Source organism: Amycolatopsis roodepoortensis, assembly GCF_014873915.1.
In the GTDB taxonomy this organism is placed as follows: domain Bacteria; phylum Actinomycetota; class Actinomycetes; order Mycobacteriales; family Pseudonocardiaceae; genus Amycolatopsis; species Amycolatopsis roodepoortensis.
Genome location: NZ_JADBEJ010000002.1, coordinates 12,841 through 33,960 on the forward strand (window position 1 = coordinate 12,841; position 21,120 = coordinate 33,960).

General features: G+C 68.6%; 16 protein-coding genes and 1 pseudogene. 4 read left to right on the plus strand and 13 right to left on the minus strand.

Features of this window, described 5'->3' with window-relative positions; translation table 11 throughout:
* Window positions 1-127 precede the first annotated feature (127 nt).
* Window positions 128-1,381, minus strand: a complete 1,254-nt coding sequence (locus H4W30_RS09140; protein WP_192742504.1) for an MFS transporter — start codon at window positions 1,379-1,381, stop codon at window positions 128-130.
* 435 nt (window positions 1,382-1,816) lie between these two features.
* Window positions 1,817-2,938 (minus strand): LLM class flavin-dependent oxidoreductase, encoded by a 1,122-nt coding sequence (locus tag H4W30_RS09145; protein ID WP_192742505.1) that lies wholly within the window; start codon window positions 2,936-2,938, stop codon window positions 1,817-1,819.
* A 123-nt stretch (window positions 2,939-3,061) separates the two neighbouring features.
* On the opposite strand from H4W30_RS09145, the gene H4W30_RS09150 reads away from it, so the two are divergent.
* Window positions 3,062-4,960 (plus strand): FAD/NAD(P)-binding protein, encoded by a 1,899-nt coding sequence (locus tag H4W30_RS09150; protein WP_318780571.1) that lies wholly within the window; start codon window positions 3,062-3,064, stop codon window positions 4,958-4,960.
* Window positions 4,961-5,063: 103 nt separating this feature from the next.
* Here H4W30_RS09150 and H4W30_RS09155 read toward each other — a convergent pair whose 3' ends face one another.
* The 8 genes from H4W30_RS09155 to H4W30_RS09190 all read right to left on the minus strand — a co-directional run bounded on the left by H4W30_RS09155 (window position 5,064) and on the right by H4W30_RS09190 (window position 13,866).
* A complete protein-coding gene (locus H4W30_RS09155) occupies window positions 5,064-6,170 on the minus strand; it encodes a glycosyltransferase (RefSeq protein ID WP_192742506.1) in 1,107 nt (368 codons plus the stop codon).
* Between the two features lie 13 nt (window positions 6,171-6,183).
* Window positions 6,184-7,221, minus strand: coding sequence for an LLM class flavin-dependent oxidoreductase (locus H4W30_RS09160; protein ID WP_192742507.1), 1,038 nt, complete (start codon window positions 7,219-7,221; stop codon window positions 6,184-6,186).
* The gene (locus H4W30_RS09165; RefSeq protein WP_192742508.1) at window positions 7,218-8,795 is read right to left on the minus strand and encodes a dipeptide ABC transporter ATP-binding protein; all 1,578 of its coding nucleotides are present in this window, start codon (window positions 8,793-8,795) and stop codon (window positions 7,218-7,220) included. The genes H4W30_RS09160 and H4W30_RS09165 overlap by 4 nt, the downstream gene beginning before the upstream one ends.
* Window positions 8,792-9,607: an ABC transporter permease gene (locus tag H4W30_RS09170; protein WP_192742509.1), complete on the minus strand. Its 816-nt coding sequence runs from the start codon at window positions 9,605-9,607 to the stop codon at window positions 8,792-8,794. Before H4W30_RS09170 ends, H4W30_RS09165 begins: the two co-directional genes overlap by 4 nt.
* On the minus strand, window positions 9,600-10,550 hold the full coding sequence (locus H4W30_RS09175) for an ABC transporter permease (RefSeq protein ID WP_192742510.1): 951 nt from the start codon (window positions 10,548-10,550) through the stop codon (window positions 9,600-9,602). The genes H4W30_RS09170 and H4W30_RS09175 overlap by 8 nt, the downstream gene beginning before the upstream one ends.
* Window positions 10,547-12,154, minus strand: a complete 1,608-nt coding sequence (locus H4W30_RS09180) for an ABC transporter substrate-binding protein (protein WP_192742511.1) — start codon at window positions 12,152-12,154, stop codon at window positions 10,547-10,549. Before H4W30_RS09180 ends, H4W30_RS09175 begins: the two co-directional genes overlap by 4 nt.
* Before the next feature lie 207 nt (window positions 12,155-12,361).
* Window positions 12,362-13,000: a GmrSD restriction endonuclease domain-containing protein gene (locus tag H4W30_RS09185; RefSeq protein WP_063275394.1), complete on the minus strand. Its 639-nt coding sequence runs from the start codon at window positions 12,998-13,000 to the stop codon at window positions 12,362-12,364.
* A 185-nt stretch (window positions 13,001-13,185) separates the two neighbouring features.
* Entirely contained in the window at window positions 13,186-13,866 is a 681-nt protein-coding gene (locus tag H4W30_RS09190) for a hypothetical protein (RefSeq protein ID WP_225949236.1), read from the minus strand.
* A gap of 54 nt (window positions 13,867-13,920) precedes the next feature.
* Here H4W30_RS09190 and H4W30_RS09195 point away from each other — a divergent pair, with 54 nt between their 5' ends.
* Window positions 13,921-15,207: an adenylosuccinate synthase gene (locus H4W30_RS09195; RefSeq protein WP_126736271.1), complete on the plus strand. Its 1,287-nt coding sequence runs from the start codon at window positions 13,921-13,923 to the stop codon at window positions 15,205-15,207.
* 84 nt (window positions 15,208-15,291) lie between these two features.
* On the opposite strand, the pseudogene H4W30_RS09200 reads toward H4W30_RS09195, so the two are convergent.
* A pseudogene (locus H4W30_RS09200) lies at window positions 15,292-15,572 on the minus strand (OsmC family protein); the annotation flags it as partial.
* Window positions 15,573-15,693: 121 nt separating this feature from the next.
* Between H4W30_RS09200 and H4W30_RS09205 the strand changes: the two are divergent.
* A complete protein-coding gene (locus tag H4W30_RS09205; RefSeq protein WP_192742512.1) occupies window positions 15,694-16,629 on the plus strand; it encodes an LLM class F420-dependent oxidoreductase in 936 nt (311 codons plus the stop codon).
* Window positions 16,630-16,771: 142 nt separating this feature from the next.
* Complete coding sequence (locus H4W30_RS09210) at window positions 16,772-17,992, plus strand: MFS transporter (RefSeq protein ID WP_192742513.1); 1,221 nt, start codon at window positions 16,772-16,774, stop codon at window positions 17,990-17,992.
* Here the strand turns inward: H4W30_RS09210 and H4W30_RS09215 are convergent.
* Both H4W30_RS09215 and H4W30_RS09220 read right to left on the minus strand, forming a co-directional pair.
* On the minus strand, window positions 17,976-19,514 hold the full coding sequence (locus H4W30_RS09215) for an amino acid permease (RefSeq protein ID WP_192742514.1): 1,539 nt from the start codon (window positions 19,512-19,514) through the stop codon (window positions 17,976-17,978). The genes H4W30_RS09210 and H4W30_RS09215 overlap by 17 nt on opposite strands.
* Window positions 19,515-19,865: 351 nt before the next feature.
* Window positions 19,866-20,984, minus strand: a complete 1,119-nt coding sequence (locus H4W30_RS09220; RefSeq protein WP_192742515.1) for a glycerophosphodiester phosphodiesterase — start codon at window positions 20,982-20,984, stop codon at window positions 19,866-19,868.
* Window positions 20,985-21,120 lie beyond the last annotated feature (136 nt).

The following is a 21,120-nucleotide window of genomic DNA, read 5'->3' on the forward strand; positions in this document are numbered from 1 at the left end:
ACAAGCTCCCTAGGTGTGTACTTTTCTCTGAGAGGTCGAGGGAAAGGTGCCAGCGATGGCCGGTAGGGATCAGTGAACTGGGGCGCGCGCCAGACGTCCGCGCGATCGGGCCGGCGCGTGGAACACCTCAATGTTCTGCGCGCGCGGCGTCCTTTTCCTGCCACCGTTCCGGGTCGCGGCTGAGGGTCCGGAACCAGCTCAACGCGAGCGGGACGGTCAGCACCAATCCCGCAAGCCCGAAGACGCCGACGGTCGACTGAGGGCCGACCTGATCCGCCAGGATGCCGCCGATCAGGGGACTCACGCCCATCGTCGTGGTCAGTCCGGTGTTCGACAGCCCCATCACCTGTGCCCGGCTCTCGTCCGGCACGGCCAGCGTCAGCGACGCGGTCGCCTGCATCAGCGCCACCGTGCCGAAGGCGCCGCAGAGCACGAACAGCGCGATCGACGCCCACGGCCCCGGCTGCAGGAAGCACAGCAGCAGCGGGATCGCCGTCAGCGCGGAAAGCGGCCCGATCAGTTTCGGTCTGACGTGCGCCGGCACCCAGCGCGAATAGATGAACGCGCCGATCACGCTGCCGATCGGGTCGGCGGCCAGCAGCAGGCCGATGACCTCGGGGCCGCCGCCGGACGAGGCGACGTACGGCGCCGCGATGCCTTCGTAGACCGGCAGCAGGCCCATCAGCCAGGTGAACAGCAGCAGTGAGCGCAGCCCTGAGCTGGCGAAGACGATCTTCCCGCCCGAACCGATCGACGCGAAGAACGACTTGCGTTTCTCGCCGGTCGCCGCGGCCGGCCGCGACTTCAGCCCGAACCGGACGAACAGCGCCGAGATCACGAAGGTGACGGCGTCCAGCGCGAGGGCGATATGGGGTTCGAGCGCGGTCAGCAGGAGACCGCCGCCGGCGAATCCGGCCAGCTGTGCCGATTGGACGGTCATGCTGCGGATCGCCATGCCGACGACGAACCGGTCGCCTTCGAGGATCTGCGGCAGCAGGGCCAGCTGGGCCGCCTTGAACGGCGGATTCAGCAGCGAGACCGCGCCGACGAGGACGCACAGGACCCAGAACGGCATCACCGGGATCGCGACCAGCGCGATCAGCAGTGCCCGTAACAGGTCGACGACCACCATCACGGTCCGCCGGGGGAACCGGTCCGCGAAGCCGGTGAGGAAGATGCCGCCGAGCAGCGAGGGGGCGTAGGTCAGCGCGTAGGTGAGACCGGTCAGGGTCGCGGAGCGGGTTTCGGTGAAGACGAGGACGGAGAGGGCGACCCTGGCGAGCTGATCACCGAAGATCGAGAACAGCTCGGCGAACCAGAGCGAACGGAACTCGGCTACACCGAACACCTCTCGGTAAGTGACCCGTCCGGCCGAAGCCATGCTGCCCCCAATAGGGTCCTTATTACGCGACAAACTCGTGACCGAGAGTAACGCGGTCACGAGCTCGTCACGAAGCGTCATTCGTTCACGTAAGTGTCTCCTGACTGTTGGTGATTGGCTAGGTTCTTTCGCCGGGTTTCTGGAGTTGGAGATCTTTTTCGTGGATGAACGACCGGTCGCGAAGATGTCCCGGTGGCCGGTCCCTCGGCTCGGACCTGCGGCTTTCGGTGTTTTTGGGGTTTTCGCCGGGAAAACCCGCGCAACGACGCGTCACCCGGCCCGGGGATACGACGCGCCGTGCGTCCTCCGGGGCGGCAGTGTTCGCAGGGTGCGCGAACGCCTTTCGACTCCGCTCCGCGACCGTGAGGTCCAGCGGGCGGCATCGACGCGGTCCGCCGAATGGCTGACCGATACGCCATTCGGTGGAGTGACGGCTCAGCCGTCGACCGCGAGCACTTCGCGGGCCGAAGCCGCGTCCCGTTTGGCGACCTCTTCGCGCACGATCGGAATGACGTGGCGGCCGAAGTCGATGGTGTCGCCGAGCATGTCGTAGCCGCGCGCGGAGAGGATGTCGACGCCGAGGTCGTAGTAGTCGAGCAAGGCCTGCGCGACGGTTTCGGGCGTGCCGACCAGCGCGTTGGAGTTTCCGGCGCCGCCGGTCGCGGCCGCCGTGGGGGTCCACAGTGCCCGGTCGAACCGTTCCCCTTCGGCGGCGACCGCGAGGAGCCGCTGCGAGCCGGTGTTCTCCGGGATCGTGAGCGAATGCCGCCGGGTCAGCTGCTTGCCCCCGCTCGTCCGCTTCTTGATGGCGTCGACCGTGCGATAGGCCTTCTCCCAGGCGAGTTCCTCGGTCGGCGCGATGATCGGGCGGAAGGCGACCTGGATCCGCGGTACGTCGGTCCGCCCGGCGGCCTTCGCCGCGGCCTTGACGGACTCGATCTGCTCGGCCGTCTGCGCGAGAGGCTCGCCCCACAGGCAGAAGATGTCCGCTTCGGCCCCGCCCGCCGCGTACGCCGCCGGCGACGAGCCGCCGAACGAGACTCCTGGGCGCGGCTGCTGCACAGGGCGGACGTCGAGGACGAAGTCGGCGAAGCGGTAATGCTCGCCTTCGTGGTCGAAGGGCTCTTCGGACGTCCAGGCCCGCTTCACGATCTGGATGTATTCGCGCGTGCGTGAGTAGCGCTCGTCCTTGGTGAGATAGTCGCCTTCGCGCTGCTGTTCATGGTCGCTGCCGCCGGTGATGAAGTGGACCGTGAGCCTTCCGTCGGAAAGCTGGTCCAGCGTGGCGAACGTCTTCGCCGCGAAGGTCGGGTACGAGACGTTCGGCCGGTGCGCCAGCAGGATCTGGAGCTTGTCGAGCTTCGACGCGACGTACGCGGCCGCCTGCGCCGGATCCGGTCCGCTGGAGCCGTACGCGAACAGCACCCGGTCCCAGCCGAAGTCCTCGTGCGCCCGCGCGAGGCGCAGCGTGTAGTCCTTGTCGAAGACGCCGCCCGATCGTGGATGCGTCTCCGAACCGTCGTTGGTGCCTCCGATACCCAGGAATTCGACCGGCATCGCGCGTTCCTCTCGTCCGTGTCCCCCTGCTCGACGAGTACGCGCCGGTTCTCCGCCGTGGCAACGGGTTCCGCTCCTTGAGAACCCGCACACCGCCCGGAATCCCGGCGTAGCTTCGGCTTCGTGGGTACCGCAGACCTTCCCTACGTGCTCGCGGTGGTCGGCGCCGGTCCACGTGGGGTGGGCGTGCTGGAACGGCTCGGCGCCAACGCCGCCGAACTGCTCGGCGGACGGCGGCTGGTGGTGCATCTCGTCGATCCCTTTCCCGCCGGGGCCGGGCGGGTCTGGCGGTACGAACAGTCACCGTTGCTGCGGATGAACTCCATGCCCGAGGACGTCACGGTGTTCACCGACGACACCGTGCGGATCGACGGCCCGGTCAGGCCGGGCCCGTCACTGATCGAGTGGGCGCGGCTGGTCCGTGACGGCAGGCTCGACGCCGAGATCGACGACAGTCTGCGCGCCGAACTGGAAGCACTGCAAAGCGATCACTTCCCCACGAGGCGGCTGCAGAGCGCGTACCTCGCGTGGTTCCACCGCAAGGTACGCGCCGAACTTCCCGCCGGGATCGAGGTCGTCGAGCACCGGGCCCGCGCGGTGCGGCTCGAAGACGGCGAGCCGCAGTCGCTCTGGCTGGAAGGCCGCGCGGAACCCCTGGAGGTGGACGCCGTCCTGTTCACCGTCGGGCATCTCGACGCCGAACCGGACGAACGGGAGGCCGAACTCGCGGATTTCGCCGCGCGTCACGGGCTCGCCTACTATCCGGCCGGTTACACGGCCGACGTCGACTATTCGGCGATCGAGCCGGGGGAAACCGTGCTGGTGCGCGGATTCGGCCTCGCCTTCGTCGATCTGATGCTGCTGCTGACCGAAGGCCGCGGTGGCCGGTTCGAGGAGCAGGCGTGCGGCGGGCTGAAGTATCACCCGTCCGGCGCCGAGCCCGTATTGCACGTCGGGTCACGTCGCGGGGTGCCGTACCACGCGAAGATCGGCTACCGGCTACGCGGGAAACCGTTGCGGCTGCCCAAGTTCTTCGACGCCTACGCCATCGAAAAGCTGTGCGCCGTGCCCGGACGGATCGACTTCCGTCGTGACGTCTGGCCACTGATCTCGAAGGAGATCGCGTGGGCCTACTACAGCGAGCTGTTCACGGCTCATCCCGAGCGGGTGCGCATGGATTTCGCCGTCTTCGCCGACGCCTTCGCGGACGCCGGGCCCGGCGAGCTCGACGAGCTGGTGACGCGCGCGGTTCCCGCGGCGGACGACCGGCTCGATCTGGAGCACCTGGACCGTCCGATGGCGGGTGCCCGGTTCGGCAGCGCCGAAGAGTACGGCAAGGAGCTACGCGAGTACGTCGAAGCGGACTTGAGCCGGCGGGCGGACCCCGCGTACAGCGCGGATCTCGGCGCCTTCACGGCACTGTTGTCCGTGATGGGGCAGCTTCCCGCGCTGGTGCAGACCGGGCGGCTCGACGCGATCTCTCAACTGTCCAATTTGGACGGCTGGTTCCTCGGCTTCTTCTCCTATTTCGCCAGCGGCCCGCCTCCGCGACGGCTCGAAGAACTGCTCGCGCTCCAGGAAGCAGGACTGGTGTCCTTCCTTGGCGCGGAAACGCTGGTTTCGGCGGACGAGGAACGCCGGGCCTTCGTCGCTTCCGGTGCCAGTTTCCCCGGCGAGACCGAGGCACGCACGCTCGTCGAGGCACGGCTGCCCGAGCCGAGTATCACCAGGGCGTCCGATGTCCTTTTGCGACAGTTGCACGCCAGTGGCGCGCTCGGTGAGGAGGCCGTCGTCGACACGGTGACCGGCGACAGGCTGCTCGCCGGCCGGATCCACACCCGCGTCTCCGACGGCCGGATGCTCGACGGTGCGGGCCGTCCGCATCCGCGCCGGTTCGCGCTCGGACCGCACACCTCGGCGCGGTCGGCCGGCGCGTTCACCCGCCCGAGGACGAACGCGCTCCCGTTCCGGCAGAACGACGTCGTGGCGCGGGAGATCCTGAAGCTGGTCGCGGAGGCGTAACTCGCGTGATTGAAGGCAGAACTCGCGTGATTGAAGGCGTAACTCACGTGTGCGCCTCCGATCACGCGAGTTACGCCTCCAATCACGCGAGTTACGCGTCTGATCACGCGTGATCGGCGAACTCCTCCAGCCGCCGGACGACCTCCGGCGGCGCGGGCATGGCGGCGATCTCGTGCCGGGCCCTCGCCGCCACCTCGCGCACGCGGGCGTCGTCGAGGAGGGTCTTGGCCCTCTCCTCGACGGCGTCCGCGGTCACCTCGTCCCCGGTCAGCGCCCGCCCGGCGTTGGCCGTCTCCAGCGTTTCCGCGTTGACGAACTGGTCCGCGCCCTGCGGCAGCACGAGCTGCGGCAGGCCCGCCGAAAGCGCGCCGAGCACGGTCCCGGTGCCGCCGTGGTGCACCACCAGATCCGCGCGCGGAAGGACTTCGGACTGTGACACGAAGCCGGTGACGTGGACGTTCGACGGCAGATCGCCGAACTCGCCGGGGTCACCCGGGCCACGCGCGACCAGGACGTCCACCGGCAGCCGCGAGAGGCCGTCGATCGCGGCGCGCAGCACGCCGGTGGCACCGAACGCGACGGTGCCCAGCGTCAGGTACACGAGCGGCCGGTCGCGTCCGTCGAGCCACGACGGCACCGTGCCGGGTTCGTTCCACGGCACCGGCCGGAGCCGGAAGACCGTCGGCAGCGAGCTCGCCACCGGGTCGCGGACGACATCCGGCCACACGTCGATCCCGGCGTCGCCCAGCATGAGGTCGGCAGGCGGGTTGCCGTCCCACAGCGGCGCGAACCGGTGCGCGGCGGCGGCCATCAGCTCGGCGGGCATCGACCGCCCGATCACGTGGGACACCACCGGGATCCCGGCCCGGCGGGCGGCGGCCGCCGCGCCGGCATCGCTCATCTCGTAGACGACCAGATCCGGCCGGAGCGTGGGGAGCAGCGGGGTCAGGTCGGCGATCGTCGCCTGCGGCAGGATGTCGGCGAAGGCGGTGAAGATGGCCTCGAGCGCGTCCCCTTCGGCCTGGTCGACGGCGTCCTGGATCGAGATCCCGACCTTGTGCGCGTCGAAACCGAGCCCGCGGACCTTGTCCACGAACGCTTCGCCGGTCCCGAAGAGCACCTCGTGCCCGGCTGCGCGGGCGGCGAGCGCGAGCGGCATCAGCGGGTACAGGTGGCCGTAGGCGGGGCGGCACGTGAAGAGGATGCGCACCTCCTCGAAGTTACTAGCTTTCCCAGACCCGCGAGGGCAGTTCCTTCCGCACGATCGGGACGACGTCGGAGGCGAAGAGCTCCAGGACGTCTCGCGCTTCGCCGGAGGTGAGCCCGTCGACGGACACCGCCTGCACCTCGTGCCCGAACGACGCGTGGTAGTCACCGATCTTGTCGATCACCTGCTCCGGGCTCCCCACCAGCGCGGAACCTCCGGTGATCTTGTCCTCCAACGTGGTGAACTCGGACTTGTTGTGCTGATACGCGGGTGTCTTCATCAGCGCCTCGAAGTACGGCCGGTAGCCGTCCAGCGCCTCTTGCGAGGTTTTGGCGACGTACAGCCCGCCCGCGCCCGAACCGACGAGCGCGTCCGCCGGATCGTGGCCGTACTCCGCCCATCGCCGCCGGTAGTGGTCGATCAGGTCGGCGTACTTCTTCTTGGGGTGGAAGCCGTTCGCGGTGAACAGCGGATCGCCGAACTTCGCCGCCAGCTCGGTCGACTCGGTGCTCGACGCGCTCCCGTGCCAGATCCGCGGCCGCGCGTGGAACGGCCGCGGCTGGGTCGTGACGTCGGTCAGCGGCGAGCGGAACTCGCCCTCCCACGTCACTCCTTCCTCCAGGAACAGCCTGCGCAGCAGGGCGAACTTCTCCGCCTGGTACTCCCACTGCCGCTCCTCTTCGAGGCCGAACAGCGGGAAGTGCCGGGGATCGTTGCCCTTACCGATCATGAGCTCCAGCCGCCCGCCGGAAAGCTGGTCGAGCGTCGCGTAGTCCTCGGCGACACGCACCGGGTCGAGCACGCTGATCACGGTCAGCGTGGTCAGCAGCCGGACGCGCCGGGTGCGTTCGGCCACCGCGGCCAGGATCACCGGCGGCGCCGAGGAGAGAAACGGCTCGCCGTGCCTTTCGCCGACGCCGTACGCGTCGAAGCCGAGTTCCTCGGCGAAGATCGCTTCGTCGACGACGTGGCGCAGGCGCTCATGCTGGGTCGGTGTCGCCCCGGTTTCGGGGTCGGGATGGTTGGCGACCAGGGAGAAGAGCCCGAACTTCATCGTGTCTCCAGGGGTTTCCGGCCGGGGATGGCGGCGAGCAGCTCCCGGGTGTAGTCCGCGGACGGCCGTTCGAGGACGTCCTGAGCGGGGCCGAGTTCGACCAGCTCGCCGCCGCGCAGCACACCGACGGTGTCCGCGATCTGCCGGACCACGGCGAGATCGTGCGAGATGAACAGGTACGTCAGGCCGAGTTCGTCCTGGAGATCGGCGAGGAGCCGGAGGATCTGCGCCTGCACCGAGACGTCCAGCGCGGACACGGGTTCGTCGGCGACGATCAGCTCCGGGCGCAGCGCGAGCGCCCGCGCGATGGCCGCGCGTTGACGTTGCCCGCCGGACAGTTCGGCGGGTTTGCGCTTCAGCACCGAAGACGGCAGGGCGACCTGGTCGACCAGCTCCGCCGCCCGCGCCCGGCGTTCCGCCTTCGTGCCGACGCCGAAGGCCCGCAGCGGCTCGGCGATGACGTCTTCGATGCTGAACTTCGGATTCAGCGACGCGTACGGGTTCTGGTACACGAGCTGGAATCGGCGCCGCAGCCGCCGCAGCTCCTCGCCACGCAGCGCGGTGATGTCCTCGCCATCGAACTCGACGACGCCGTCGGTCGGCGTCTCCAGCCGCAGGATCATCCGCGCGGTGGTCGACTTGCCCGAACCGGACTCGCCGACCAGCGCGAGTGTCCGGCCGCGTGCAATAGCGAACGAGACGCCGTCGACGGCGCGGACGGCCCCGAAGGTCTTGCCGAGGTCGCGGACCGAAACCAGGACGTCGGCCGACGGCGGCTTCGGCGCCTGCAACGGGGTGTCGGACAGGCTCGGCGCGGCCGCGAGCAGATCCCGCGTGTACCTCTGGGTGGGCGCGGCGAGGATCTCGCCGGTCGTGCCTTCCTCGACCACTTCGCCCTGGGACAGCACCACGATCCGCGACGCCCGGTCGGACGCGACGCCGAGATCGTGGGTGATCAGGAGGATGGCGGTGCCCGCGTCGGCGGCGAGTTCTTCGAGATGGTCGAGGATCTGCCGTTGCACGGTGACGTCGAGCGCGCTCGTCGGCTCGTCGGCGATGATGAGTTTCGGCCGTCCGGCGAGCGCGGCGGCGATCAGCGCTCGCTGGCGCAGCCCGCCGGACAACTCGTGCGGATACTGCCGCGCCCGCGCCTCCGGGTCCGCGATCCCGGCCTTGCGCAGCAGTTTCACCGCCTCCGCGCCGGCGCCGCGTTTGTCGGCGAGGCCGTGGATGAGCAGCACTTCCGCGACCTGGTCGCCGATCCGGTGCACGGGGTTGAGCGACACCGTCGGATCCTGGGGGACCAGCGCGATCTCGCGGCCGCGCACCGAACGCCAGGCGCGGTCGGAGAGTTTCGTGAGGTCACGGCCGTCGAAGGTGATCTCGCCGCGGTCGATCCGCCCGCCGCGCGGCAGCAGCCCGATGGCCGCGTGCGCCGTCGTGCTCTTGCCGGATCCGGACTCGCCGACCACGGCGACGATCTGTCCCTTGTGGACGGAGAGTGAGACGCCGTCCACGGCGGGCACGTTCTTGTAGGAAACCGCGAGATCGCGGATGGTCAGCAGTTCGCTCACCGCACGTCTCCTTCGATCGCTCTGGACAGCCGGTTCGCGGACAGCACCACGGCCGCGACGGTGAGCCCGGGGAAGGTCGTCATCCACCAGGCGGTGGCGAGGAAGCCGCGGCCGCCCGCCACCAGCGAGCCCCATTCCGGCGTCGGCGGGGTGGCGCCGTAGCCGAGGAAGCTCAGCGCGCTCACCTCCAGCACCGCCGTGCCGAAGGTGAGCGTCGCGAGCGCGAGCACCGGGCCGAGCGCGTTGGGCAGCACGTGCCGCCCGAGCACCCCGGTCCAGCGCACGCCTCCCGCGCGGGCGGCCTCGACGAACACGCCACTGCGGACACGCAGCACCTCGGCGCGCATCAGCCGGGCGAACTGCGCGAGGTTCGCGACCCCGACCGCGATCGCGACGTTGGTCGTGCCGAAACCGAGCGCGGTGACCAGTGCCAGCGACAGGAGAATCGACGGGATCGCCAGCAGGACGTCGACGCAGCGCATGATCGCCGAATCGAGCGCACCGCCCCGGAATCCGGCGAGCAGGCCGAGGGCGGAACCGGCCGCGAGCGCGACGACGACGGCGATCACGGTCGCCTGCAACGAAAGCGCGGCACCGTGCACCACCCGCGCGAAGATGTCGCGCCCGGTTTCGTCGGTGCCGAAAAGGTGTCCGAGCGATGGCCCTTGCATCTTCTCCGCGGGGACGCCGGCGAGCGGATCCTGCCCGGTGAAGAGGCCGGGGGCGACCGCCGCCAGCAGGGCGAACGCCAGGACGGCGATCGCGATGATCAGGCCCGGCTTCCGCCGGGTGCGCACGAGAACGTCAGGCATCGGCGGTCTCCCGGTGTCGGATGCGCGGGTCCAGCAGGGGATAGACGAGGTCGACGAGCAGGTTGATCACCACGAACACCAGCGCGGCGAGCACGATCACCGCCTGCACCACCGGGATGTCCTGCGCGGTGACCGCCGACGACGTCACCCGGCCGAGGCCGTCACGGGAGAACACCGTCTCGGTGATCACCGAACCCGCGATCAGGTTTCCCGCGACCACTCCTGCGATGGTCAGTGTCGGCACCGCCGCGTTGCGCAGCAAATGTCCGAAGTGGACTCTCGACCGGCTCGCTCCCTTCGCCAGCGCGATCTCGGCGTAGGGCTCCGCGAGTTGCGTGCGGAGGCTCTTCGCCAGCACCTGCCCGATGATCGCGCCGGTCGGGATGGCGAGCGTGATCGCGGGCAGGATCAGCGACTCGAAGCCGTTCGAACCCAGCGCGGGCAGCAGCTTGAGCTGGAAGGAGAAGAACTGGATGAGCAGCAGCCCGACCCAGAACGGCGGCAGCGAGATCCCCAACGGCGGCAACGCGAGCAGGAGATTGCCCAGCCAGCGGTGCCGCGTGAGGGTGCCGGCGAACGCGATCCCGCCGCCGAACAGGATCGCGAGTACCAGGGCGAAGCCGGTCACCGCGAGCGTCGGAGGCAGGGCTGAGACGACCATGTTCGTGGCGTCGTCCCCCGTGGCGATCGAGCGGCCGAAGTCGCCCTGTACCGCCGCGACCAGCCGCTTTCCGTACTGCAGCGGCAACGGATCGTCGAGTCCGTACTCCGCCTTCGCGGCGGCCAGCTGTTCGGGGGTGACCGAAAGGCCGGCCTCGCCTCCGCCGAGCTTCGCGCTGACCGCGTCACCCGGCAGGAGGTAGAGGATCACGAAGGAGACGGTGAACGCGGCCCAGAGGACGAAGACCGCCTGCAGGACCCGCCGGAGCAGATACCGCCTCACGAGCCGGACACCCAGGCGTCGAACAGCTGAAGCCGGGACGACGCCTCGAAACCGATGCCGTGCGCGTTCGGCCCGTGCGCCAGCACCTGGGTCAGCTCGAACACCGGCGCCGAGTAGCCGTGCTCGATGATCGCGCGCTGCGCCTCCTCGGCGGCCGGCTTCCGTTTCGCCGGGTCCACAGTGGACGACTGCGCGTCGAGCGGCGCGTCGACGGGGTTGCCCGCGGACAGCTTGCTGCGGTTGTTCGCCTTGGTGGAGAACAGGTTGCGCAGGATGTCCGGATCCGCGCGAGTGGTGTTGTACCAGAGGTACTCGTAGTTCCCGCTTTGCGTGATCTGCACGCTTTCGGCCGTCGTGCGCTGCTCGATCTGGAGGTCGAAACCGATCTTGCGCAACTGCTGCTGGACGAGTTCGAGAACGCTCTTGTTCTGGTTGAACACCAGGGAGAAGACGACCTTCGCGGTCAGCCGCTGCCCGTTCTTGGTGCGGATGCCGTCGGGGCCGGGCAGCCAGCCCGCGCTTTCCAGCAGCGCCGTCGCGCCCGCCGGATCGTAGGCGAGCAGCGGGGAAAGGTCGGTGTAGAACGGCGTCGCCGAGCCGAGGATGCTGGTGGCGGGCTTGTAGTTCGGGGTCAGCACGGTGTTCGTGACCTCGGGCCGGTTGATGCCCTTGACCACCGCCTGGCGGACTTTCTCGTCGGTGAGCACGCCTTTGGTGACGTTGGCGTGCAGGTTGAACACGACGCCCGGATTCGGGCGGGTGGGCTCGGTGAAGCCGTTGCCGGTGAACTGCGGTTCGTCGACCGGCTGGACATCGGTGATGGCGTCGAGCTGCGCGGACGCGAGGCTTCCGGTGCGCACACCGGGTTCCGGCACGATCTTGTAGGCGATCTTGTCGAGGTACGCCTCACCCTGGTGCTTGAACAGCGACGAGCCCCAGTTGTAGCCCTTGCGTTTGGCGAGGACGATTTCCTGGTTCTGTTTCAGGCTCTCGAAAACGAACGGCCCGGAGCCGATCAGGCCGTCGCCCTGGCAGCGCTGGTCGGCCGTCTTCTTGTACGCGGCGGGCGCGAGGACGCCGAGCGACATCGTCGAGCTGGCCTGCAGGAACTGGGCGCTGGGCACGGAGAACTCGATCTTCACCGTCTTCGGATCGACGACCGTCGTTCCCTTGTAGACGGCCAGATAGCCCGAGCCGAGCTGCGATTTCGGGCCGAGCGCCTTGATCGCGTCGAAGCTCGTCTTGACCGCGGCGGCGTCGACGGGGCTGCCGTCGGAGAAGGTCGCACCGTCGCGCAGGTGGAAGGTGAACGCGGTCGAATCCGCGTTGCTCTCCCATTTTTCGGCCAGCCACGGCTTGATCTCGCCGGTGGCCGGGTCCTGGTCGGTCAGCGAATCGACCAGCTGGCGGCCGACGTTGAGCGAAGCGTTGGTGCCGACCTGTTGCGGATCGATGCAGTCCGGGCTGGACGAGATCCCGAGGCGCAACGTGCCACCGGGTTTGGGCGGCCCGGCGTCGGCGCCCGTCGAGCCGCCCGCGGAAGAGCAAGCGGTGGCGACAAGTGCCGTGAGGGCGAGTAAGGACGTGGCGGCGGTACGGGACACCGGATGGCCTCCAGCGGGGAACGGGGCGCGCTTTCGTTTGCGCTGACCCGATTCACGCTAATCACGCCCTTGAGGCCCGCCCACATACTGAGCCCGGCTCCCAGCCCGCGAAACGTCCCACGTTTCCGCTTGACAGCGCCGATCGCGCGTGAAGGCCCCCTTCCCGCGGCTCAGCCGAGGGAAGGGGGCCTTCACGCGGAAACCGGTCTAGCAGCGGTTGAGCATGTCCGTCAGCGCGGTCTTCTCCGCGGACTTGATGCTCAGCTTGTACTTGTACTTCACCGTGGTCCACATCTTCGCGTAGGTGCACCAGTAGCCGACCGTCGGCGGCTTCCAGGCGTCCGGCGACTTGTCGCCCTTCTCCTGGTTGACGTTGTCGGTGACGGCGATCAGCTGCGGCGAGCTGAGGTCGTTCGCGAACGCCTGCCGCTGCGCGGTGGTCCACGACGACGCGCCGGTGCGCCACGCGGCGGCCAGCGGGACGACGTGGTCGATGTCCACATCGGACGCCGCGCGCCAGGTGGCGCCGTCGTACGGGCTGAACCAGCTGCCGGAGACGGCGGCGCAACTGCTGTCCTGCTGGACGTTCGTCCCGTCCCGCTTCAGCACGACCTCACGGGTGTTGCAGCTGTTGCCCTGGTCGGACCAGTGCGGGAACTTGTCGCGGCTGTACCCGGTCGACGAGCCGTCCGGCTTGACGGTCAGCGAGGCGAGCTGGGACTTGGCGGTGTCCGCCGACGGGATACCCGGGGGCGTCGCTTCGGCGACGCCGACCACACCCGCCGAGACGATCGCCGAGACGGCGAGAACGGTGAAGGAGCGACGAACAGCAAGCGCAGTTGGCATATTGCTGCCTCCGTGTCAGGTTTGGGGACCTGGTCACCTTGCGGTACGGATATGGCCCACGCAACACCATCGGATGACACTCTGCTGGCTATTCGTGAACGGAGGGTGTCACGAGCAGGTCGGACAGGGTGCCCGCGGCCGAAAAATCTTCGGAAAGTCCAGCTGAAGGTTCTGAGCCGAACGGGCTACTCGAGCCCGCGGACCAGCCGGAGGTCCTCCGTGTGCCGGTACCAGGTCCACCGGCTCATCGCGCGGGGATGGGCGACGCCGTCGATGCTCGGCCGGGTCGGGATGCAGCCGAGCTGGAACGCCCGCGCGTAGTGCGTCGAAGGCCGTTTGAACAGCGTCCCCTTCGTGACCCGGACCATGAGCCCCGGGCCGCTCGTGTCCGGCTCGACCTCGATCGAGCGCGCGGGCCCGCGCAGCACGGTGTGCTCGTCGCAGTAGGCCACCCCGCGGATCATCCCGATCACCCCGCGCCCGACCAGCACCCCGCCGGTGTCGTCGCGGATCAGCGGTACCGGGTCGACTTCGCCACGCAGGGCGAGCGAGAGGGCATGCAGCGGCTGCGTCGGCAGGCTCCAGATCCGGGCGACGTCGGAATCCGGCGACGACGGCACGAAGCCGAGCGACACGCCCGAGAGCTGTTCTTTTCGTAACAGCCGCAGCGCGACCGCCGCGAGGTCCGCGTCGGTGCCCACGACCACCAGATGATCGTGTTCCCCCAGCAAGGGGTCGATATCCGCCTTGCCGGGGCGGCTCGGGACGTGCACCATTTCGACGTCGTCGATCTCCGGGAGTGTGGGCTCGCCCTCGGGACAGACCACCACTATTCCGCGCACCCGAAGGCCCTCCGTTACGCTCATGCACCGGCATTTACCAGCGCCAAACCACAAGTCGCCGAACACCTGGAGTGTCACATGCCGGCCATCGTGCTGATCGGGGCCCAATGGGGGGACGAGGGCAAGGGCAAGGCCACCGACCTGCTCGGCGACCGCGTCCAGTGGATCGTGCGTTACCAAGGCGGTAACAACGCGGGCCACACCGTAGTCCTTCCCGACGGGCAGAACTTCGCCCTCCACCTCATCCCGTCCGGGATCCTCACGCCGGGCGTCACCAACGTCATCGGCAACGGTGTCGTGATCGACCCGGGCGTGCTGCTCGACGAGCTCGCCGGGCTGGAGGAACGCGACGTCGACACCAGCAAGCTGCTGATCTCCGCCGACGCGCATTTGATCATGCCGTACCACGTGGCGATCGATAAGGTCACCGAGCGTTACCTCGGCAGCCGCAAGATCGGCACCACCGGCCGCGGTATCGGCCCCTGCTACCAGGACAAGATCGCCCGTGTCGGCGTCCGCGTGCAGGACCTGCTCGACGAGAAGATCTTCCGGCAGAAGGTCGAATCGGCACTGGAGTTCAAGAACCAGGTGCTGGTCAAGGTCTACAACCGCAAGGCGCTCGACGCGGACCAGGTCGCCGACGAGGTGCTGGCCGCGGGCGAGAAGTTCGCGCACCGCATCGCCGACACGCGTCTCCAGCTGAACCAGGCCCTCGAACGCGGTGAGACCGTGCTGCTCGAAGGCTCGCAGGGCACCCTGCTCGACGTCGACCACGGCACCTACCCGTTCGTGACGTCGTCGAACCCGACCTCCGGTGGCGCGAGCGCGGGTTCGGGCATCGGCCCCGGCAAGATCGACACCGTGCTGGGCATCCTCAAGGCCTACACCACGCGTGTCGGCTCCGGCCCGTTCCCGACCGAGCTCGACGACGAATCCGGCGAGTACCTGCGCAAACAGGGTGGCGAGTTCGGTGTCACCACCGGCCGCTCGCGGCGCACCGGCTGGTTCGACGCGGTCATCGCGCGCTACGCGGTGCGGGTCAACGGCATCACCGACTACTTCCTCACCAAACTGGACGTGCTGTCCGGGCTGGAGAAGGTGCCGGTGTGCGTCGGCTACGAGGTCGACGGGTTCCGGACGTACGACATGCCGATGACGCAGACCGACGTGCACCACGCGCTGCCGATCTACGAAGAGCTGCCGGGCTGGTTCGAGGACATCTCGGGCTGCCGCACCTTCGAGGAGCTGCCTGCCAACGCGCGGGCCTACGTCGAGCGGCTCGAAGAGCTCTCGGGCGCGCGGATCTCGGCGATCGGCGTCGGGCCGGGCCGTGAGCAGACCATCGTGCGGCACGAGTTCGTCTGACCTCGTGAGTGGCCAGGACGGTTCTAACCGTCCTGGCCACTCACGACTCAGGTGAGCGAGGTCTTCACCGGCGTCGGGTTCCGGGCGCACATCGCCGAAACCCGGCCGGGTCTCCGAGAACCCGAAGAAGCCGTGCAGGTCGATGTCTCCGTCCACGGTCACTTTCACGCCGGGTTCGCCGCGGTGTCGGTGCCGCCGAGTGCGGCGGGCTCGTCCACCCCGAACGAGTGATCGCGAACCCGCACGTCGACCTGCGTCGCGGTGCCGGGGTTCAGCGCGTTGGCGACGCTGAACGAGACGGCGGCGTTGCGCGGGTCGGCGTCGACGGCGGTCTTGGTTCCTTCGATGACATCGGTCAGCGACATCGGGTCACTCCAGGTCGAGGGGTCGGACGCCGCCAAGGGTGTGCCAGCGGCGGAAACCGCGCGCGTGATCTCATCTGGTGAACGGCGAAATATCCGTTGGCCGGCGCGGTTGCCGTTGAACATGACCATCGGAGTGGCACTCCCGTCCGGGGACACCGCGGACGCCGTCAACATCGTCGACGAACTCATCACGCAGACCCGGCAGGCCGCGGACGCGGGCCTGACGTCCGTCTGGTTCTCCCAGCAGATGGAGCACGACGCGATCACCGTCGCCGCCCTCGCGGGCCGCGCCGTCCCGGGGATCACCGTCGGGACCGGCGTCGTCCCGATCTACCCACGGCATCCCTTGCTCATCACCGGTCTCGCGCAGACGGCGCAGGCGGCCACCGGGGGCCGGTTCGTCCTCGGTCTCGGAACCGGCGCGAAGAACTGGCTCGAACCGGCGTACGGCGTCGAGTACCCGTCACCGATCAAGCACCTTCGCGAGTACCTCACGATCCTTCGGCAGGTGTTCGACGGCGGCGAAGTCGACTTCCAGGGCGAGACGGTCCAGGCGCACGCCGAGGGTTTCGCGGCTTCGCTGTCCGTCGCGGGTTCTTCGGACATCCCGGTGATCATCGCGGCGATGGGACGGCAGGCGCTGCGCGTCACCGGCGAACTCGCCGACGGCACGATCCCGTTCCTCGCCGGGCCGAAGGCCCTTTCCGGGCTGATCGTCCCGGAGATCACCAAGGCCGCCGCCGGCCGTCCGGCGCCGCGGATCATCGCGATGGCGCCGGTCGTCGTGACCGGCGATCCCGATGCCGTCCGCGCCCAGGTCGACCGGCAGTACGCGTTCTTCCGCGACATCCCGTCCTATCGCGCGGTCTTCGACCACCAGGGCGTGGACTCCGCCGGTGAACTGGTGATCGCCGGTGACGAGGAGACCATCGCGGCCGAGATCCGGCGGTACTTCGACGCCGGCGCGACCGAGGTCGTCGCGACGCAGAGCGGCATCCGGAACAGCGAAGAGCGGCTTCGCACCTGGAGCGTCCTCGGAGACCTCGCCAAGCGCTGACTCCACGTGTCGTGAGAGGGGCGTTCGGGACATTCAGCGTCCTGAACGCCCCTTTAATGACTTTGACAGGCCCAGTGGCCTTGCTCACAGCGTTCGTATTGTGCATACTCGTGCGCATTGCGAACACAGCTGGAGGTCTTCAATGTCCACTGCCGCGGCCCGTTCGTGGGTGGTCCCACTCGCCTGGACGGCGGTCCTGCTCGACGGATTCGACCTGGTCGTCCTGGGTACCGTGCTGCCGTCGCTGCTCCGTGACCACGTCTGGGGCCTGACCCCCGGCACGGCGTCGGTGATCTCGACGTTCGGCCTGATCGGCATGATGATCGGCGCGATGGCGATCGGCACGATCACCGACGTCATCGGCCGCCGTAAGGCGTTGATCATCGCGGTCACGGCCTTCTCCGCGTTCACCGCGCTCTGCGCGATCTCGCCGTCGGCATTCGTCTTCGGTCTGCTGCGTTTCCTCGCCGGGCTGGGCCTCGGCGGCTGTCTGCCGACGGCGATCGCGCTGGTCACCGAGTACGCCCGCAAGGGCAAGGGCGGCAGCGCGACCACCACGGTGATGACCGGCTACCACGTCGGCGCGGTGCTCACGGCCCTGCTCGGTATCTGGCTGATCCAGCCGCTCGGCTGGCGCGCGATGTTCGTGGCCGGTGCGCTGCCGGCGCTCGTGCTGGTGCCGCTGATGATCAAGTACCTGCCGGAATCCGAGTCCTTCGAGCGGGCGCGGGAGACGCAGGAGAAGTCGGCGACACAGGTCGTCGGAGGGCTGTTCCGCGGCGGGCTCCTGCGCGCCACCATCGCCTTCTGGGTGACGTCGTTCATGGGGCTGCTGCTGGTCTACGGGCTCAACACCTGGCTGCCGGAGATCATGCGCCAGGCCGGGTACCCGCTGGGCGCGGCGCTCGGGCTGCTGCTCACGCTGAACCTCGGCGGCGTGGTCGGCCTGCTCGTCGCGGGCCGGGTGGCGGACAAGGCCGGCGTGCGGCCCGCGGTGATCTCCTGGTTCCTCGGGGCGGCGGTGTTCCTCGCCCTGCTGAGCGTGAAGCTGCCCGCTGTCGGCCTGTACGTGGCCGTGTTCCTCACCGGCGGTTTCGTGTTCAGCGCGCAGGTGCTCGTGTACGCCTACATCGGCAAGACCTACCCGGATGTCATGCGTGCCACCGGGATCGGCTGGGCGGCGGGTGTCGGCCGCGTCGGCGCGATCTGCGGCCCGATCCTCGGCGGCGCGCTGCTGAGCGCCGGAATCGCGTACCCGTGGGGTTTCTACGCCTTCGCCGGAGTCGGGGCGCTGGGAGCGGCCGCGGTGACCGTGGTCCGGGCCGGCCGCTCCCAGGAAAACGCCGCTACCCCAGTTCCTTGAGTTCCCTTTCCACCGCGGCGAGTTCTTCCTCGGAACCCTGCACCTTCGGGCCGGTGAACCACTTGCGTGCCGAGGCGAACCACCACACCGCCGCACCGCCGAGTACGACGAGGAAGGCGATGGGCGTGTAGTTGAAACTGTCGATGGTGACCGGTGATCCTTGCGGGAGCATGAAAAGCACGAAGATGAAGCACACCCACACGGTCGCGATGGTCCCGACGAGCTTGCCCCAGCGGCCGAGATTCCACGGTCCTGGTTCGAAATCGTCGCCCTTGCGCACCCGCAGGAACACCGGGATCACGTAGGCCACGTAAAGGCCGACGACGGCGATCGAGGTCACCGCCGCGTACGCGGTCGCGCTCCACAAGTACGGCAGGGCGAGCAGGAGCGCGCCGCCCGCGGCCAGCCACACCGCGTTGGTCGGCGTCTGGGTGCGCTTGTTGATGCGGTGCCAGAACTTCGAACCCGGGATCGCGCCGTCGCGGGCGAAGGCGTAGATCATCCGGGAGTTCGCGGTCACCGACGCCATCCCGCAGAACAACTGTGCGCCGATGCAGATCAGCAGCAGGAACTTGCCGGTCGTCGCGCCGGTCGCGTCGATGAAGATCTGCGCGGGCGGCACCCCGGTTTCGGAGCCGGCGGCGCCTTCGTAGTCCTGGATGGCGAACGTGAGGCCGATCAGCAGGATCCAGCCGGCGACCAGCGAGACGAGGATCGAGTTGATGATCCCGCGCGGCCCGGCCTTCGCCGCGTTCTTGGTCTCCTCGGTCATATGGGCCGAGGCGTCGTAGCCGGTGAGTGTGTACTGCGCGAGCAGGAGGCCCAGTAAGAAGACGTAGACCGGCGACGCCCAGCCTGTGTTGTTGACGAACTCGCCGAAGACGAACGACGCGTCCTGGTGCTTCTCGGGAACGATGATCAGCACCCCGACGATGACCAGCACACCCGCCAGATGCCACCACACGCTGATGCTGTTCAGCAGCGCGACGATCTTGACGCCGAAGGTGTTCAGGAGTCCGTGGATCACCAGGATGATCGCCAGCAACAGGATCGTGTTGCCCGGTGTCGCCTCGAAGCCGAACTGCAGATCGAGGAAGGCGTTGAGGAACAGCGCCGCGCCGAAGTCGATCCCCGCGGTGACGGCGATCTGCCCGATGAGGTTGAACCAGCCGGTGAACCACGACCACGCCGCGCCGTTGCGCGGGGCGAGCTTCGCCGCCCAGTAGTAGAGGCCGCCCGCGGTCGGGTAGCTGGAGCAGACCTCGGCCATGCCCAGCCCGACCAGGATGACGAACAGGCCGACCAGCGGCCAGCCCCAGATCATCGCGGCGGGCCCGCCGGTCTTCATGCCGAACCCGTAGAGGGTCAGGCAGCCGGAGAGGATCGAGATGATCGTGAAGGAGACGGCGAAGTTGGAGAAGGCCGACATCGTGCGCCGGAGTTCCTGCGCGTAGCCGAGTTGGTGGAGCCGGGCACTGTCTTCGTCGGCGGGTTCTGCGGCCTGCTTGTCAGAGACATCCATCGGGCACCCACTTCAAAGGTATGCGGACAGACCATTGAGATCCGCCGAAATTAGGCCCGCCGACCTGCGCATGTCAAGGTCCCGTCAAGACCTCGCCCCCTCCGGACGCAAGGAATAGCTCGCCCGGCGCGGTGCGAGTGTCACCGTGGGTGAGGGGTGTGTGGAAATAGGGACGTTGAACGTCTCTATCTCCACACACCCGTCACGTCTCAGGCGATCTGGCCGCGGTGACCAGACCTGTCACACGGTCGGCGCCCCACCTGGGCCAACCGAACCGGCGCTCTCGAAATACGTGAAGGCCCCCTTCACTGCGCTAGACGCAGTGAAGGGGGCCTTCACGTACTGCGGAGGTCAGCGCCCCTGGAACGCCTTCACGGCCTCCAGTGCGGTGTCCGGGTGGTCCGAGAAGTACCCGTCGACACCCGCCTTGAGGAACGCCTCCTGCTCGGCGAACGTGTTGCCGTACTCGGCGAGGTTCGCCGACGAGCGCAGGCTCTGCGGGAGGAAGTTGTTCTCGTTGCGGAACGTGTACGGCCCGACCTTCAGCCCGGCCTGGTGCGCGTCGGCGACGAGCCTGGTCGGCTGCCCCAGCGCGCCGTTCACCACCGGGATGACCTGCGCCTTCTCCGGGCCCAGGTAGTCCGCGTACTTCGAGATCTCCTTCAGGCCCGCCGGCGTCACGAGGTCGGCGTACGTCCGCGGGTCACCCTTCGCGACGAAGTCGGCCGGAGCGCCGGTCGCCGAGGTCAGCTGCAGCAGCGGCACCCGCACCTGCCGCGAGAGCGCGATCAGGTTCGACACCTCGAACGACTGGATGATCACTGGCGCCTTCGGGTGGTTGAGCCCGTTGCGCTTGATCAGCTCGACCAGCTTCGGCTCGGTCGGGTTCTTGATCGACGAGAAGTAGGTCGAGTGCTTGATCTCCGGGTACGTCCCCAGCTCACGGCGCAGCTCGCGGCCGAGACGGCGCGTCAGGTCGAGCACCTCCTGGTAGGTGGCGATCTGGTAGCGGCCGTCGTAGATCTTGTTGTTCGGGCGCAGCTGCGGGATCCGCTCGGTCGCGCGCAGGGTCTTCAGCTCGGCGAGCGTGAAGTCCTCGGTGAACCAGCCGGTGTACGACGTGCCGTCGATGACCTTCGTCGTCTTCCGGTTCGCGAACTCGGGGTGCTTCGCGACGTCGGTGGTCCCGCCGATCTCGTTCTCGTGCCGGGCGACGAGCTGGCCGTCCTTGGTGGGCACGAGGTCGACGTCGACCCAGTCGACGCCCTGGCGGTAGGCGAGCTCATACGAGGCGAGCGTGTGCTCCGGCCGGTAGCCGGGGGCGCCGCGGTGTCCGACGATCACCGGACCATCGTGACCCTTCGCCAGCGCCGACACATCTTGGGCGCTCGGCTCGGCGGCGCCGGCCAGCCCGGTGACGCTGAGTACGGCGAGTCCGGACAGGGCGAGCACGCCCAGGCGCTTTCGCATGGTGGGGAACCTCTTTCGCTTGAACTCGGGGTACCGCGCAACCCTTGACGCAGGAGGCGTCCGGACGGCGAAGACGGACCGGCGGAGCGCTGACCGCCGGGTGAACGCCGGATGGAACCACCCGCTCGAGGACGGC

Coding starts and splice junctions, on each gene's coding strand:
- H4W30_RS09140 (WP_192742504.1), bottom strand. CDS start 1,381: ATGGCTTCGGCCGGACGGGTCACTTACCGAGAGGTGTTCGGTGTAGCC.
- H4W30_RS09210 (WP_192742513.1), top strand. CDS start 16,772: ATGTCCACTGCCGCGGCCCGTTCGTGGGTGGTCCCACTCGCCTGGACG.
- H4W30_RS09185 (WP_063275394.1), bottom strand. CDS start 13,000: ATGCCAACTGCGCTTGCTGTTCGTCGCTCCTTCACCGTTCTCGCCGTC.
- H4W30_RS09160 (WP_192742507.1), bottom strand. CDS start 7,221: ATGAAGTTCGGGCTCTTCTCCCTGGTCGCCAACCATCCCGACCCCGAA.
- H4W30_RS09190 (WP_225949236.1), bottom strand. CDS start 13,866: ATGAGCGTAACGGAGGGCCTTCGGGTGCGCGGAATAGTGGTGGTCTGT.
- H4W30_RS09195 (WP_126736271.1), top strand. CDS start 13,921: ATGCCGGCCATCGTGCTGATCGGGGCCCAATGGGGGGACGAGGGCAAG.
- H4W30_RS09205 (WP_192742512.1), top strand. CDS start 15,694: ATGACCATCGGAGTGGCACTCCCGTCCGGGGACACCGCGGACGCCGTC.
- H4W30_RS09215 (WP_192742514.1), bottom strand. CDS start 19,514: ATGGATGTCTCTGACAAGCAGGCCGCAGAACCCGCCGACGAAGACAGT.
- H4W30_RS09170 (WP_192742509.1), bottom strand. CDS start 9,607: ATGCCTGACGTTCTCGTGCGCACCCGGCGGAAGCCGGGCCTGATCATC.
- H4W30_RS09220 (WP_192742515.1), bottom strand. CDS start 20,984: ATGCGAAAGCGCCTGGGCGTGCTCGCCCTGTCCGGACTCGCCGTACTC.
- H4W30_RS09145 (WP_192742505.1), bottom strand. CDS start 2,938: ATGCCGGTCGAATTCCTGGGTATCGGAGGCACCAACGACGGTTCGGAG.